This is a genomic window from Pseudomonas sp. NFACC37-1, from assembly GCF_900101575.1.
Classification (GTDB): domain Bacteria; phylum Pseudomonadota; class Gammaproteobacteria; order Pseudomonadales; family Pseudomonadaceae; genus Aquipseudomonas; species Aquipseudomonas fluorescens_AA.
In genome coordinates, this window is record NZ_FMUZ01000057.1 from 1 (window position 1) to 15,083 (window position 15,083).

At 62.4% G+C, this 15,083-nt stretch carries 11 protein-coding genes; 6 read left to right on the plus strand and 5 right to left on the minus strand.

What is annotated here, in order from left to right; translation table 11 throughout:
* Positions 1-737: 737 nt before the first annotated feature.
* Genes BLP82_RS29085 through BLP82_RS29095 form a run of 3 tightly spaced genes read left to right on the plus strand, consistent with a single transcriptional unit; the run spans position 738 to position 4,823 of the window.
* On the plus strand, positions 738-2,105 hold the full coding sequence (locus tag BLP82_RS29085; RefSeq protein ID WP_092176808.1) for a cytochrome C: 1,368 nt from the start codon (positions 738-740) through the stop codon (positions 2,103-2,105).
* Positions 2,095-2,604: a sorbitol dehydrogenase gene (locus tag BLP82_RS29090; protein WP_092176811.1), complete on the plus strand. Its 510-nt coding sequence runs from the start codon at positions 2,095-2,097 to the stop codon at positions 2,602-2,604. Before BLP82_RS29085 ends, BLP82_RS29090 begins: the two co-directional genes overlap by 11 nt.
* Positions 2,601-4,823, plus strand: coding sequence for a GMC oxidoreductase (locus BLP82_RS29095; protein WP_092176814.1), 2,223 nt, complete (start codon positions 2,601-2,603; stop codon positions 4,821-4,823). The genes BLP82_RS29090 and BLP82_RS29095 overlap by 4 nt, the downstream gene beginning before the upstream one ends.
* Positions 4,824-4,981: 158 nt before the next feature.
* Here BLP82_RS29095 and BLP82_RS29100 read toward each other — a convergent pair whose 3' ends face one another.
* Positions 4,982-5,506 carry an Mpo1 family 2-hydroxy fatty acid dioxygenase gene (locus BLP82_RS29100; RefSeq protein ID WP_092176817.1) on the minus strand — a complete coding sequence of 175 codons (525 nt, stop codon included), beginning with the start codon at positions 5,504-5,506 and terminating at the stop codon, positions 4,982-4,984.
* A gap of 87 nt (positions 5,507-5,593) precedes the next feature.
* Here BLP82_RS29100 and BLP82_RS29105 point away from each other — a divergent pair, with 87 nt between their 5' ends.
* Positions 5,594-6,280 (plus strand): Crp/Fnr family transcriptional regulator, encoded by a 687-nt coding sequence (locus BLP82_RS29105; protein ID WP_092176820.1) that lies wholly within the window; start codon positions 5,594-5,596, stop codon positions 6,278-6,280.
* Between the two features lie 65 nt (positions 6,281-6,345).
* Here the strand turns inward: BLP82_RS29105 and BLP82_RS29110 are convergent, their stop codons facing one another.
* Positions 6,346-7,350, minus strand: a complete 1,005-nt coding sequence (locus BLP82_RS29110) for an AraC family transcriptional regulator (protein WP_092176823.1) — start codon at positions 7,348-7,350, stop codon at positions 6,346-6,348.
* Between the two features lie 100 nt (positions 7,351-7,450).
* Here BLP82_RS29110 and BLP82_RS29115 point away from each other — a divergent pair, with 100 nt between their 5' ends.
* Complete coding sequence (locus BLP82_RS29115; protein ID WP_092176826.1) at positions 7,451-8,524, plus strand: fatty acid desaturase; 1,074 nt, start codon at positions 7,451-7,453, stop codon at positions 8,522-8,524.
* Positions 8,525-8,721: 197 nt separating this feature from the next.
* Here the strand turns inward: BLP82_RS29115 and BLP82_RS29120 are convergent, their stop codons facing one another.
* The 3 genes from BLP82_RS29120 to BLP82_RS29130 all read right to left on the minus strand — a co-directional run bounded on the left by BLP82_RS29120 (position 8,722) and on the right by BLP82_RS29130 (position 12,804).
* Complete coding sequence (locus tag BLP82_RS29120) at positions 8,722-11,226, minus strand: TonB-dependent siderophore receptor (protein ID WP_092176828.1); 2,505 nt, start codon at positions 11,224-11,226, stop codon at positions 8,722-8,724.
* Positions 11,227-11,312: 86 nt separating this feature from the next.
* A complete protein-coding gene (locus BLP82_RS29125) occupies positions 11,313-12,314 on the minus strand; it encodes a FecR domain-containing protein (RefSeq protein ID WP_092176831.1) in 1,002 nt (333 codons plus the stop codon).
* Positions 12,304-12,804, minus strand: coding sequence for a sigma-70 family RNA polymerase sigma factor (locus BLP82_RS29130; protein WP_092176834.1), 501 nt, complete (start codon positions 12,802-12,804; stop codon positions 12,304-12,306). The genes BLP82_RS29125 and BLP82_RS29130 overlap by 11 nt, the downstream gene beginning before the upstream one ends.
* A gap of 254 nt (positions 12,805-13,058) precedes the next feature.
* On the opposite strand from BLP82_RS29130, the gene BLP82_RS29135 reads away from it, so the two are divergent.
* Entirely contained in the window at positions 13,059-14,939 is a 1,881-nt protein-coding gene (locus BLP82_RS29135) for a methyl-accepting chemotaxis protein (RefSeq protein ID WP_092176837.1), read from the plus strand.
* The last annotated feature ends 144 nt before the right edge of the window (positions 14,940-15,083 follow it).

A 15,083-nucleotide genomic window follows, 5' to 3' on the forward strand; every position in this document is an offset into this window, starting at 1 on the left:
CCTGCGTGGGAATGCCGCCAGGGACGCTCCGCGTTCCGCTTCTGAAAGGTGACGCAGAGCGTCACGGGATGCATCCCCACGCAGAGCGTGGGGACGATCAGCTTCACGCCAGTTGGGCTGACGCTTTAGCGAGCAAGTCCGCTTCCACAGGGGATTGGCGGTTCGATCGTTCCCAGGCTCCTGCGTGGGAACGCCGCCAGGGATGCTCCGCGTTCCGCTTCTGGAAGGTGACGCAGAGCGTCACGGGATGCATCCCCACGCAGAGCGTGGGGACGATCAGCTTTACGCCAGTTGGGCTGACGCCTTCGCGAGCAGGCCCGCTTCCACAGGGGATTGGCGGTTCGATCGTTCCCACGCTCTTGCGTGGGAATGCCGCCAGGGACGATCAGCTTCACGCCAGTTGGGCTGACGCCTTCGCGAGCGAGCCCGCTTCCACAGGGGATTGGCGGTTCGATCGTTCCCCCGCTCCTGCGTGGGAATGCCGCCAGGGACGCTCCGCGTTCCGCTTTTGATCAGCTTCAAGCCAATCCATGGGATCGAGCTTGCTCGCGATGGCGTCCTCACTGCCCCCGATCAGAATCTGAATAACTCCACCCAACCTTGCTTCGATTGGTTCTACACCAACGCCTTTTCCCCGCCCAAACCCTACCTAGACTCTGACAGGCCAGGAGGCAAGTGAGAGTCCATGACGGACCGGTGTTATCTCTCCTGGTGCCCTGATGCCAAGGAGAGAAAACATGAGAGTGGAAGTCAGTCGGCATGGCCCGCTTGGCTGTGCATTGTTAGGCGTGTTGCTGGCTCCGGCCGCCAGCGCCGCCCCTGCGTTGTCCCCCCAGATACCCTTCGATGTCACGGTGACCCACCCCGTTTCACTGGTCAGCCTGCAAGCCGATTTCGATGAGCTGTCGTGGCAGACCTTCATTGCCCTGAACTGGCCGGCGCTGGATAACGGTGATCCGAATACCGGCACGCCCATCGGCAAGCAGGATGGCGCCACCGTGTGGGAGAGCTGGAAAGAGAGCTACCAGATTTTCCGCGCCAAGGGCCAGACGCCGCTGCCCTGGAACGCATCGGCGACGCTCCCTGACGCGTGCAAGTCGCTCAAGCCCGGTCGCCTGTTGCAGCAGATGGGCAAGGTGCCCGATGTGCTGGATGAGTTTATCCAGCCCTTCGAGAGCGGCCCGTTGGTGGACCAGAACGGTACCTACACGCGCAACGAAATCGTGGTCAACCAATCGATGTTCGACGGCATCGTCGACAACGGCCTGTACAGCATCGAAGGCCAGCAGAAATTCTTCGCCGCCAATCCGAACAACACCGTGGCGTTCAGCTGTGGTTCCACCCAGACCAAACAGGTCGGTGCGGTGATGGTGAAGGCATCGTGGAAAGTGCTGGGCCCCAACGACAACCGCCAGGATTTCCATACCGTCGATGCACTGGTCTACACGCCGGGCAACAACGACCCGAGCCATGGGCCGATCGTTGCGGAGTCATGCGTGTCCGAGTCGGTCGGGTTGGTGGGATTGCATATGGTCCATAAGACTACCAGCGCGGCGCAATGGGTCTGGTCAACCTTCGAGCATGTGAAAAACGTGCCGGAAAAAAACACGCCTGTGGCCCAGCGCACGGGGCCTTATCTGTTCTACAACGCGGCCAGCAAAAGCGACATCAACCAGCCGCCGCCACGGCCGTGGAACCCGGCAGTCAAGGCGACACCCTCGCAGATCGTGCGGGAAGTGCCGCTGACCGAAGCCACCAAAAACCTCAATACCACCTATCAAACGCTGTTGCGTACGGTGAACAAGCAGAGTGTCTGGGCGAACTATCAACTGATCAGTACCCAGTGGCCGTCAGACCCGCCCAAGAACTGCCAGGTATCGGCCGCCAACCCGCTGGGCAGCCCCGCGCCGTTGTTCCTGGCCAACGCCACGCTGGAAACCTATATCCAGGGCACCGTGCCCCAGGCGTCTTCCAGTTGCATGGCTTGCCACGGCAATGCGGCCACCCATGTCACCGAGTCGCCGCGTACCAGCTTCGCGGATTTCACCTATTTGCTCGAACGCGCACAGTCCACTGGCGAACAAGGAGTCAACCATGAGCAGTGATCTGGACAACTTTATAGGCCTGTCATCGGCCCTGACCGGCATTCCCACGGATCGGCTGGCACCGCCGATCGACCAGGTGGGTTTGCCACCGATCTTTCTCGCGTTCATCACCCCGCGTATCACCCCTGAGGTGCTCAATACGTTGCTGACTCAATACGCCACGATGGCAGCGGACAATGTGCCCCCCGACCAGATCGCCAAAGCGGTGCTGATGGATGGATCGCGGCCGGCTGTCACGCAAGCGGCCCAAGCTGCGCGTTCGATCATGAAATTGTGGTTGCTGGGGGTCTGGTATCAGCCCTATGCCACTGGCAGCTACAAATCGACCGACTCGACGGTGGTGTCCGACCAGGCCTACATCCAGAGCTGGGCCTGGAAAATCGCCCAGGCCCATCCCATGGGCTACAGCGAGATGTTTTTCGGCTATTGGAACACCACGCCACCGAGCCTTGAGGACTACACCGGCGTGCCTGCCAACACACAGGGAGCCTCGTCATGAGTACCGAGCAAGCCGAGGTGATCATCGTTGGCGCGGGGCTGGCCGGCAGCATCATCGCTTATCAGTTGGGCATGGCTGGCGTGGATGTGCTGGTGCTCGAATCGGGTCCGGAGGTCCCGGCCAACCGTGCGCAATACCTGGAGCGTTTCTACACCGCTACCCTGAAGACCCCGGAGTCGCCCTATCCGCCAGTGTCGACCCTGGATTCGCCGCGTGACCCGAGCAAGGAAAATGCGCCTCGAGCGACCATCGCCGACCTGATCCTTGGCTGGGACAAACCGAAAACCAGCTACCTGGTGCAGAAGGGCCCGCTGCCCTTCAACAGCACTTATGAACGGGTGGGCGGTGGTACGACCTGGCACTGGGTCGGGACCTGCCTGCGCATGCTGCCGAACGATTTCCGTCTGAGGAGCAAGTACGGCGTCGGGGTGGATTGGCCGATCGGCTACGACGACCTGCAAAGCGCCTATTGCCGGGCGGAGGCGGAAATCGGGGTGTCGGCCAATGTCGCCGACCAGGCTTACCTGGGCATGACCTTTCCCGAGGGCTATTCATTCCCAATGCACAGCATTCCGTTGTCGTTGGTCGATGGCAGTTTTGTCGCGGCCGTGACCGGCAAGAGCTTCGACGGGTTGCCGCTGGTGGTCAGTCCGACCCCGGCCGGGCGCAACTCCCAGCCCTACGCCGGGCGCCGGGTGTGCGCCGGCAATACCAACTGCACGCCGATCTGCCCGATCCAGGCCAAGTACGACGCCACCGTGACCCTGAACAAGGCCCTGGCCACCGGCAAGGTCCGGGTCATGTACCGGACCGTGGCCAGCAAAGTGACCGTGGGCCCGGACAAGCACATCAATGGTGTCGAATTCATTCAATACCAGCTTGGCGAGGGACCGAAGACGGGCACCGGCGTGGCCATCGGGCAGCGTTATGTGATCGCGGCTCATGCCATCGAGACCCCTAAATTGCTGCTCAACTCCAAGACCCCGGCCTGGCCCGATGGCGTGGCCAATAGCAGCGGCCAGGTCGGACGCAGCCTGTCCGACCATCCGATTTACCTGGCGTGGGGGCTGATGCCGGAAGGCAAGACGGTGTTTCCGTATCGGGGGCCGGTGTCCACGGCGGGCATCGAGAGCCTGCGTGACGGCGACTTCCGCAGCCAGCGAGCGGCGTGGCGCATCGAAATCGGCAACGAGGGCTGGAACTGGCCGGTGGGTGACCCTTACGTCACCGTGGCCGATTTTATCGATGGCAAGAACAAAAGCTGCACCAACCCGTTGCCATCGAAAGAGAACCCGCCGCCGCCCACTGAAGCGCTTTACGGCACGGCCCTGATTCAACGGCTCAACGACCTGTTCATCCGCCAGTTTCGGATCGGCTTTTTGGTGGAGCAGGTGGAGAAGGAGCCCGACAAGGCCAAGAGCTACATCGTGCCCTCGACGGACAAGCTCACGGACGGGCTCGGCATTCTTCGACCGGAAATCCACTACGACCTGTCCGATTACACCAAGGAAGGTTTCAGGCAGGCGAAGATATTGGCGAGCCACATCATCCAGAACCTGCTCGGCGCCGTGGAGCTGACAGCACCCATTGGCCAAGGGAAATTCAGGTACAAAGAAGAGGATTACACCTTCCAGGGCGCCGGGCACCTGATGGGCACCTACCGCATGGGGGATGATCCGACCAAGTCGGTGGTGGACAAGGACCAGCGCAGTTGGGACCACAAGAACCTGTTCCTGGTGGGCGATGGGGTGTTCCCCAGCACCGGCACTTCGAACCCGAGCCTGACGATCGCAGCGTTGTCGTTCCAGGCCGGGGACACTGTGGCCAACGACCTGAAGGCGGTGACGATGCAAGTCCAATCCAACATCGCCTGGCAGGGCACTGGCGTGCAGGTCAACGGGTTGGTTCCGCGCTTGGTTCGCTACGTCAGTGGGCTATGGTGTGCCAGTCCGCAGGGTGGCAATGTCGATGGAAATGGCGGTTCGAGGCACATCGACTACAGCAGCTATGCCTTGCCCGGTGCCGCCGAAGGCGCCTTGATCGGTCGCGTGGGCAACGGTGGGAAGCCGTTCCTGGTGGGTGATCTGGCGCAGGTTCCGGGCAATCAGCAAGGGGAGCTGCAACTGTGCATCAACGATGACCTGACCGGGCAGCACGGGTCTGGCTTGAAAGATAACACCGGCGCGCTGACCATCCGGGTCGAGTTCGGTGCCCTGTAACGCATGAGCAGTAAGGCCTGACTCCTGTGGGAGCGAGCTTGTGGGAGCAAGGCTTGCCCGCGATGCAAACACCTCGGTGTAGCTGATAGACCGAGGCGATGCCTTCGCGGGCAAGCCCTGCTCCCACAGACTCGCTTCCACAGAGGGGCATGGTTTTTTCACGCCGCCGAACGCTGGTTGCGCAACGCCACCGGCCCGACACGCTCTTCGATGGCCCGCTTCAGTTCGCCGCGAAGCCCCAGCAGGAAGCCCGCTTCCACCACCACGAACAACGGCCCGACGATCAGCCCGATGAGGTCGTCGACGAACGCCGGCTTGCGGCCTTCGTAATAGTGGCCGACGAACTGGATCGCCCAGCCCACCACGAACATCCCCAGGCCACTGCCCAGCCATACCCAGGTGCTTTGCGCGGCGAGCACCTGGCCCAGCCATACCGCCAGGCCCAGCAGCACCGTCATCAGCGCCCCCAGGCGCAACTCCAGGCGCAGGTAGAACCAGGCGCTGGCCACCGCCGCCAGCAGCGCTGGCGACACCAGCACCGTGCCCACTGGCCAGCCGGGGCGTGACAGCAGCACGGCGACGGCGACGAAAATCAGCGGGATCCCGATGAAATGACTGGCGATGTTGCGCGGGTCTCGGTGATAAGCAGCGTATTGACTGAGATGATCGACGAGGTTTTTCATTGTTGTTCCTCCTGAGGTGATGCCTGCATGATGCCCGGGTACCACGAGGCGTTCTGTCAGTTAGCCGACACTTGTCCCGGAGTTTCCATGAATTCGCATCCCTGGCACTCGCACCTGATGGCCGGCCACTGGTACAGCCATCTGCCTGATGAGTTACAGAATAGTCTGCTGGGCATGGCGCGGGTGCGCCGCCTGCCAGCGGGGCATCGGCTGTTCCAGCGCGGCGATCCACCTTGTGGGCTGTATGCCGTGCTGGAAGGCGCGATGCGCGTCGGTGCGGTGAACGAACAGGGCAAGGAGGCGTTGCTGAGCGTGGTGGAGGCACCTCACTGGTTCGGTGAAATCTGCCTGTTCGATGGCCAGCCACGGACCCATGATGCGGTCGTGGTGGGTCAATGTACGCTGCTGCACGTGCCCCAGGCGCCGTTGCTGGCCTTCCTGCAAGCGCAACCGGTCTACTGGCGGCATCTCGCATTGTTGATGAGTCACAAACTGCGCCTGACCTTCATCAACCTCGAACACCTGAGCCTGATGCCCGCCCCGGCCCGTGTGGCCCACCGCCTGCTGATGATCGCCGAAGGCTACGGCGAAATCGAACCGCCGCGCCGGGTCTTGCAGCTGCCCCAGGAGCAACTGGCGCTGATGCTCTCGCTGTCCCGCCAGACCACCAACCAGATCCTCAAGGACCTGCAAGCCCAGGGCATTCTCCACTTGGGCTATGGCGAGATCGAAATCCTCGACATCGAGCGATTGCGGGCGTTGACCACAATCTGAACCTGCCTTGGACCCTGTGGGAGCGAGCTTGCTCGCGATAGGGCCAGCCCAGCCAACGCAAATCCCTAGCGCAACCCATCCCGAAACTGCCCCGGCGTCATCCCGGTCCAGCGCTTGAAGGCGCGGCTGAAGCTGCTGGAATCGGCAAAGCCCAGCAGGTAGCTGACTTCGCTCAGCGAACATTGGGGATCGCGCAGGTGCAGCAGTGCGAGGTTTTCCCGGCATTCGTTGAGCAGTGCGTCGAAGCGGCAGCCTTCGTCAGCCAGATGCCGTTGCAGGCTGCGCAGGCTCAGGTGCATGGCCTGGGCGATGCGTTCGGCGCTGGGCTCGCCCTCGGGCAGTTGGGCCTCGATGGCCGCGCGTACCTTGCGTTCCCAGGTCAGAGGCTTGAGCTGAGCGAGGGTGCGTTCGAGCACCGTTTCATTGTGCTCGGCCAGTTCGGGGTTGGCGTCGTCCAGGTGGCTGTCGAAGTCGCTGAGGTTGAACTCCAGGCAATCCTGGGCGGCGCCGAAATGCACCGGCGAGCGAAACACCTTGTGCCATGGGCTGGGGTCTGCCGGTTCCGGGCGGCGCAGGTACACCGCCAGTGGTGCGTAATCACGGCCGAGACGGTTGCGACAGGTGCGCACGTAAATCGCTGCGAACGCATCGATGGCTTCAAAGGCCGGTGACGGACTGTCCTGGGGCACATCGAGATTGAAGCGGTAGCGGTCTTCGCCGCGGCTCAGTTGCAGGGTCAGTGCATCGCTGACTACCGGGTGATAGCGCACGATCCGCTCGAACACTTCTCGCAGGCTGCCGCTGGCCACCAGGGCATAACCCAGTGCGTGAAACGTGGTGGGGCTGACGAAGCGCGACACCCGCAGGCCGATGGCCGGGTCACCGCTGGCCTGCACGGCCAAGGCCCACAGGCGCGTGGTGCCCGAGAGTGGGTAACGGGCGTTCGGGTCGTCCATCCATTGCGGGTCGAGACCCGCCTCGACGCACAGGGCATGGCTGTCCAGGCCCAATGCATCGAGCTGCTTGCGCAGGGCGCGGGTCCAGCTGGCGAGGGAGGTCGGTTCAGTCATGACGATTGGCGCTTGCGGTCAACAGGTTGGCGTTTACGGCTACCACCCCATGGGACAACGCCCGGCAGGATGAGCACATCTCTAACAGAGGATGTAAGCCATGCACGGCACTTGCGCAAGCCCCGAGCGATTGAATGCACAACAACGAGCGGCCCATGTTCGCCAGGTGGTCTTGGCCCGGGGCGAGGAGTTGCGCCAGCGTTATCCGATCCTGCGCCACCAGGATGCGTTGGGCGCGGGCATCCTGGCGCTGGCCCTGGCTGGGATGATCGGTTCGGCGCTGCTCTACATCAACGGTCACCTGGCCGGGTGGGCATGCCTGTTGCTCAACGGGTTTTTCGCGTCCCTGACCCACGAGCTGGAACACGACCTGATCCACAGCATGTATTTCCGCAAGCAGCGCCTGCCCCACAACCTGATGATGGGCCTGGTGTGGCTGGCGCGGCCGAGCACGATCAACCCGTGGATCCGCCGCCACCTGCACCTCAACCATCACAAGGTATCCGGCAGCGAGGCCGACATGGAGGAACGGGCGATCACCAACGGCGAACCCTGGGGGCTGGCGCGGTTGCTGATGGTGGGTGACAACGTGATGTCGGCCTTCATCCGCCTGCTGCGGGCCAAGACCTGGGTGCACAAGCGCAGCATCCTCAAGCGCACGCTGAAGGTTTATTTCCCGCTGGCGTTGCTGCACTGGGGCGCCTGGTATGTGTTCCTCGGTTTCCACGGGGCCAACGGTGTCGCCAGTCTGCTGGGGACTTCAATTGACTGGTCGGCCACCACGCTGGCGACGATGCAGGTGATCGATATTGCGGCGGTGGTGATCATCGGGCCGAATGTACTGCGCACCTTTTGCCTGCATTTCATCAGTTCGAACATGCACTACTACGGCGACATCGAGGCGGGCAACGTCATCCAGCAAACCCAGGTGCTCAATCCCTGGTGGTTGTGGCCGTTGCAGGCGTTCTGCTTCAACTTCGGCAGCAGTCATGGCATTCATCATTTCGTGGTGAAGGAACCGTTCTACATTCGCCAATTGACAGTGCCGGTGGCTCACAAGGTGATGCGGGAGATGGGCGTGCGGTTCAATGACTTCGGCACGTTCGGGCGGGCGAATCGGTTTGTGCGCCAGGAAGCTATGGTGCGGGAGGAAGGGGATACGGTTCGGGTTTGAAGCTAACCCGTCCAAAGAGCAGAAGCAGAATCTGTGGCGAGGGAAAGTGGTGGGCCGGCTAGCGCGGATCGATCGTTCCCACGCTCCCGCGTGGGAACGCCGCCAGGGACGCTCCGCGTTCCGCTTCTGCAAGGTGACGCAGAGCGTCACGGGATGCATTCCCACGCGGAGCGTGGGAACGATCAAGCCTGTGGCGCTTAGAACTGGTAACTCACCGTCGCCGCCACATTGCGCTCTTCGCCCATGTAGCAATAGCTCAGGCTCGCGCACGAGGCGACGTAGCTTTCGTTCGTCAGGTTGTTCGCGTTCAGGCGTACGTCCACGCCCTTCAAGCCGACCTTGCCCAGGTCATACCCCACCGAGGCATCGAACAACGTGTAGGACGGCACCTTCATGGTGTTCTCCGCATCGGCCCAGCTATAGCCGACATAGCGCACGCCGCCGCCCAGGCGCAGGCCATCGAGGGCGCCGCTGTCGAACGTGTAGTCCGCCCAGACCGAGGCCATGTGGCGCGGCGCCTGGGTCGGTGAGTTGCCCTTGTTTTCGATGATGTCGGTGGGCGTGCTGAGGGTGCTGACCATCGATTTCGAGTATTCGATGTCGGTGAAGGTGTAGCTGCCCAGCACTTTGAATTGTTCGGTCAACTGCAGGTGCGCTTCCAGCTCCAGGCCCTGGGAGCGCACGGCACCGATGGCGCGGTAGAAGTTGTCCTGGGGCAGTTTGGTCGCCAGGTTTTCCTGGTCGATGCGAAACAGCGAGGCCGTGTACAGGTCATCGGTGCCCGGTGGCTGGTACTTCAACCCCAGTTCCCACTGCTTGCCATCGGTCGGCGGTAGCGGGTTGCCGGCGCTGTCGGCATAGGAGTTGGGGTTGAACGACTCGGAGTAGCTGATGTACGGCGCCAGGCCATTGTCGAACAGGTACAGCGCCCCGGCACGGCCAGTGAGCTTGGTGCGTTTGTCGTTGATCTCGGTGCCTTCCGGACGGCCGAACTCAGCGATGCGGTTCTCATCCGAGGTTTGCACCCAGTCCTGGCGCAGGCCGAGGGAGAAGCGCCACTTGTCCATTTCGATCAGGTCTTGCAGGTAGACGCCGGTCTGCTCCAGGCGCCGCAGGTAGCTGGTGGGGCTGAAGTAGCTGATGGCCGAGTTGCCGTAGACCGGGTCGAAGGCGTTGATCGGCGCCAGGCTGCCGCTGGTCCAGTCGACCACGGTCTTGCGGCGCTGGTAGTCGGCGCCCATCAGTACGGTGTGCTTGGTCGCGCCAATGAAGAATTCAGCCTGCAGCATGTTGTCGACGATGAACGAATGGAGCTTTTCTTCGGCACCGGTGTAGTAGCGGTTCAGCTCGTTGCTGGTGGGCGTGGTCCAGTCATAGGCATAGACCTGATCGTTCTTGACCTCGGAATCCAGGTAACGGAAGTTCTGCCGGGCGGTGAAGACATCGTTGAAACGGTGTTCGAATTGGTAGCCGAACGACTGCTGGTCACGCTCATAGCGGTCGATGCCGGGTTCGCCTTCGAAGAAGTGCTCGGAAATCCGTCGACCGTTGCGCTGATGCAAGGTGCCGTCGGCCGGCATGCCACCGTGGTAGCCGCCGTCGGGGTCATGCTGCAGGTAGGCTTGCAGGGTCAGCGAGGTGTCCTCGCTGAAGTCGATGTTCACCGTGGGTGCGAGGGCGAAGCGTTTTTCCTTGTTGTGGTCGAACTGGGTGTCGGAGCTGTCCGCCAGGCCGATCAGGCGATAGGTGATACGTTTTTCGTCATCCACCGGGCCGCTGAAGTCGAAGCCCATGCCGCGCTGGCCCTGGGTGCCGACCGTGGCCTGGATCTGGTGATAGGCCTCGTACAGCGGCTTCTTGCTGGTCAGCGCCACCAGGCCGCCCGGCGAACTGCGGCCGTAGAGCACCGAGGACGGGCCCTTGAGAATGTCGACCCGCTCGAGGAAGTACGGATCGACCTGCATGGAGCTGTAGGTGCCGCTGTCGCCCATGGACTTGAGGCCGTCGAGGTAGATGTTATCCACCGAGCCGTCGTTGAAGCCGCGCATCGCCACATAGTCGTAGCGGTGGGTGGCGCCGTAGGGGTTGGTCAGCACGCCGGGGGTGTAGCGCATGGCCTGGGACACGGTTTGGGCGCCCTGGTCGTCCATTTGTTCGCGGGTGACCACCGACACGCTCTGGGAGGTTTCCCGCAGGGCGGTACTGGTCTTGGTGGCGACCTGGCTATGTGTGGCGTTGTAGCCTTCCATGCTGCCCAAGGCGTTACCCAGGGCGAAGCCCTTGATGTCGGTGGTCGGCAATTCCAGTGTGCTGCCAGCGGTCTCGGTTTGCAGCACGTAGCTGCTGCCATCCTGGCTGACGGCAACCAGTCCTGAGCCGCTGAGCAACTGGCTCAGGGCCTGGTCGGGCGAATACTCGCCCTTGAGCCCCGGGGACTGGACGCCGCCGGTTTGCGCCGGGGTGCTTGCCAGGGTGATCCCGGCTTGGCGGGCGAACTGGTTCAGCACATCGCTCAATGGGCCGGGGGCAATGTTGTAGCTCTGACGGCTGGCGGTGACGCCGTTTTGTGCGGCCACCGCGAGCATCGGCACAATGCTGACTCCCAGCGCCGTGGAGAACAGCGCGGCGTGAATCGCCTGGCGCAACAGGCGCGGTTGCGAAGAAAAGCCGAAGGGGTTCTTGAGAGGTACGCGCTCAGTCATTGTAGGTTCCGTAGGAGTCGCTGAAGGCAGATAAGGGGTGCTTACTGTCCTAGCCGGACGCCGGTCTGAAACCCGCCAAAAAAAAATCAAGCCAGGCGTTCCACCGTGATCCACCAACGGGTTCGATAGCGCAGCTGTACCGGGAGCGTGCGGGGCAGGACGGCCAGCAATTTGTCGGTGTCCTCCAAGCGGAACACCCCCGACAGGCGCAGGTCGGCGATCGACGCCGCGCAGTGCAGATAGCCCGGGCGGTAGCGTCCTACTTCATTGAGAAAGTCTTCCAGGCGCATGTTGCGCGTGACGATCAAGCCGTCGGCCCAGGCGCCTGCGTCCATGGCCAGCGGTGGTGCCAGGGCCGCTGTCGATGCAGTGATCAGATAGCTTTGCCCGGCCTCGACCTGGATGGGCGTGCCATCGCTGTTGGGGTGCGAACGGATGACGACGTGTCCGCTGGTGACGCTCAAGCGCGTGCAGTCGCTGTCCTGGCGCACGACGAAGCGCCCCTCCAGCCCTTCGAACAGGCCATGCCGGCTTTTCACCAGCAGCGGCCACCCCGGGTCGCGGCCACAGGTGACCATGATTTCGCCGTGGGCCAGGGTAATCAGGCGCTGCCGGGCGCTGAAGTCCAGGTCGGCGGCGCTGTGGGTATTGAGCTCGAGCCGCGTGCCGTCCGGCAACTGGAAACCTCGGCGTTCACCGGTGGCGGTGGCGAAATCGGCATTCCACGCTTGCCAGCCCAGGTCCTTGCCCAGCCATGCCGCACCGCTCACCACGGCGATGCCCGACAGCAACTTCAGGGCCTGGCGACGACTGAGGCGCTGGGCACTGTTTTCCAGGGTGTCCAGGGCGACATGGGCACCGGGCACCGCCCGCAGGTTCGAGGTCAATTCGCTGTGCAGCGATTGCACCCGTTGCCAGGCCAGTTCGTGTTCAGGGTGGGCGGCGCGCCAGGTGTCGCACTGTTGGCGCAGGGTCGGGTGAGCGGTGTGATTGCGCAGGCGCAGCAGCCAGTTGATCGCCTGCCTGACCACCTGTTGCGACGGGCCGTTGCGGCGGCTCTGCAAATGGTCCGCCGGCTCAGCTTTCATAGCGCAACACATAACAGTGGTACAGCGCATCGGCGACGTAGCGCTCCACCGAGCGCAGCGAGATGCCCATCTGTTCGGCGATCTGCTTGTACGTCAGGCCCTCGCACTGGGCCAACAGAAAGGCCCTGCGCACTTTCGGCTTGAGGCCTTCGAGCATCCTGGCAATGGCTTCGAGCAGTTCCAGGATCAAGGCCTGGGCCTCCGCACCAGGGGTTTGGGCTGGCGGCAGGTGAGCGATGGTTTCCAGGTAGGCGCGTTCGATTTCGGCTCGCCGCCAATGGTCGATCACCAGACCTTGGGCGATGGTTCGCAAAAAGGCGCGGGGGGTCCTAAGCTCCAGGCGTTCGCTACGCTGCAACAGGCGCACGAAGGTGTCCTGGGCCAGGTCCGCTGCGTCGGCGGCATTGCCCAGCCGGGTGCGCAGCCACGTATTGAGCCAGCCGTGATGCCGGCTGTAGAGCGCCTGTACTGCAAACTCGGGAGATGACATGGACGCGACGGCCTGGATGTTACAAATGATAATAGGTCGCATTGTCATCATCGCCCGGCGAATTTGCAACCACCGTTCGCCCGCCTTGTCCTCCCGTCGCCTATTTCTTCGAATCCCTAATTATTTGTACAGGCTTGCCGACAGACTGATATGCGTGCACCAAAGTGGAGCGAAGTGACAACCGCCCGCGCTGTTATATATGGAACGTTGCAATCTGGAATGCACCCCCACTCCTTGCATAAGAAGCCCCATCGATGAATCTAAAGTTCAGCCACAAAATCCTTCTCGCCGCCTCTGGTGTGGTGGTTCTGGCTTTTGCCCTGTTCACGCTCTACAACGATTATTTGCAGCGCAACACCATTGGCCGCAGCCTTGAATCGTCCATCGAGCAATCCGGCGACCTGACGGCCAGCAGCATCCAGAACTGGATGAGTGGCCGGATACTGGTGTTGGAAAACCTGGCGCAAAACATCGCGCATCAGGGGGCTACTGCCGATCTGCCGGGGCTGGTCGACCAGCCGGCGCTGACGTCGAACTTCCAGTTCACTTATGTGGGCCAGGCCAACGGTGTCTTCACCCAACGGCCTGACGCGAAAATGCCTGACGGCTACGACCCGCGTCAGCGCCCTTGGTACAAACAGGCGGTGACCGCCGATAAAACCATGCTGACTCCGCCGTATCTGGCGGCGGTGGGTGGCCTGGTGGTGACCGTTGCCCTGCCTGTGAAGCACAACGGCGAACTGCTCGGCGTGGTGGGCGGCGACTTGAGCCTGGAAACCCTGGTGAAAATCATCAACTCCGTGGACTTCGGTGGTATCGGCCATGCGTTCCTGGTGAGCGGCGACGGTCAGGTGATCGTCAGCCCGGATAAAGACCAAGTGATGAAGAACCTCAAGGACATCTACCCCGGCACCCCGGTGCGCATTGGCAAGGGTATCCAGGAGGTCGAGTTGAATGGCAAGGACCGCATTCTTTCGTTCACCCCGGTGGCGGGTCTGCCGAATGCCGAGTGGTACATCGGCCTGTCGATCGACAAGGCCAAGGCCTATGCGCCGTTGAGCCAGTTCCGTACGTCGGCGTTGATTGCGATGTTCGTCGCCGTGGCGGCCATTGCGTTGCTGCTGAGCATGCTGATCCAGGTATTGATGCGCCCGTTGACCACCATGGGTCGCGCCATGCAGGACATTGCCCAGGGCGAAGGCGATCTGACCCGACGCCTGGTGGTACAGGGCAAGGATGAGTTCGCGGTGCTGGGTGGTTCGTTCAACCAGTTCGTGGAGCGGATTCATGCGTCGATCTCGGAAGTGTCTTCCGCTACCCGTCAGGTGCATGACCTGTCGCAGCGGGTGATGACCTCGTCCAACGCTTCGCTCGTCGGCTCGGATGAGCAGAGTGCCCGCACCAACAGCGTGGCCGCGGCCATCAACCAACTGGGCGCCGCGACCCAGGAAATCGCGCGCAATGCCGCCGATGCCTCGCAGCATGCCAGCGGTGCCAGCGAACAGGCCGATGACGGTCGCCAGGTGGTGGAAAAAACCATCCAGGCCATGACCGAGCTGTCGCAGAAGATCAGCCTCTCGTGCACCCAGATCGAAACCCTGAACGCCAGCACCGACAACATCGGGCACATCCTGGACGTGATCAAGGGCATCTCCCAGCAAACCAACCTGCTGGCCCTGAACGCTGCCATCGAAGCGGCCCGTGCCGGTGAAGCCGGACGCGGTTTTGCGGTGGTGGCCGATGAAGTGCGCAACCTGGCGCACCGTACCCAGGAGTCGGCGGAAGAAATCCACAAGATGATCACCTCGCTGCAAGTCGGCTCCCGTGAAGCGGTCACCACGATGAATGCCAGCCAGACCTCCAGCGAAGAAAGCGTGGAAGTGGCCAACCAGGCCGGCTTGCGGTTGGTCAGCGTGACGCAGCGCATTGGTGAGATCGACGGCATGAACCAGTCGGTGGCCGCCGCGACCGAAGAACAGACCGCCGTGGTCGAAACCCTCAACATGGACGTCAGCCACATCAATCTGCTGAACCAGCAAAGCGTGGCCAACCTCAATGAAACCCTGAAGGATTGCGATGCCTTGTCCCAACAAGCCAATCGACTGAAGCAACTGGTGGACAGCTTCAAGATCTGACCCCAGTCGAAAGCCGAGCCACCGCCTTCGCGAGCAAGGGACCGGCGGTTCGATCGTTCCCACGCTCCTGCGTGGGAATGCCGCCAGGGACGCTCCGCGTTCCGCTTCTGGAAGGTGACGCGGAGCGTCACGGGATGCATCCCC

Coding starts and splice junctions, on each gene's coding strand:
- BLP82_RS29120 (WP_092176828.1), bottom strand. CDS start 11,226: ATGACTGAGCGCGTACCTCTCAAGAACCCCTTCGGCTTTTCTTCGCAA.
- BLP82_RS29090 (WP_092176811.1), top strand. CDS start 2,095: ATGAGCAGTGATCTGGACAACTTTATAGGCCTGTCATCGGCCCTGACC.
- BLP82_RS29130 (WP_092176834.1), bottom strand. CDS start 12,804: ATGTCATCTCCCGAGTTTGCAGTACAGGCGCTCTACAGCCGGCATCAC.
- BLP82_RS29095 (WP_092176814.1), top strand. CDS start 2,601: ATGAGTACCGAGCAAGCCGAGGTGATCATCGTTGGCGCGGGGCTGGCC.
- BLP82_RS29105 (WP_092176820.1), top strand. CDS start 5,594: ATGAATTCGCATCCCTGGCACTCGCACCTGATGGCCGGCCACTGGTAC.
- BLP82_RS29125 (WP_092176831.1), bottom strand. CDS start 12,314: ATGAAAGCTGAGCCGGCGGACCATTTGCAGAGCCGCCGCAACGGCCCG.
- BLP82_RS29100 (WP_092176817.1), bottom strand. CDS start 5,506: ATGAAAAACCTCGTCGATCATCTCAGTCAATACGCTGCTTATCACCGA.
- BLP82_RS29085 (WP_092176808.1), top strand. CDS start 738: ATGAGAGTGGAAGTCAGTCGGCATGGCCCGCTTGGCTGTGCATTGTTA.
- BLP82_RS29115 (WP_092176826.1), top strand. CDS start 7,451: ATGCACGGCACTTGCGCAAGCCCCGAGCGATTGAATGCACAACAACGA.
- BLP82_RS29135 (WP_092176837.1), top strand. CDS start 13,059: ATGAATCTAAAGTTCAGCCACAAAATCCTTCTCGCCGCCTCTGGTGTG.
- BLP82_RS29110 (WP_092176823.1), bottom strand. CDS start 7,350: ATGACTGAACCGACCTCCCTCGCCAGCTGGACCCGCGCCCTGCGCAAG.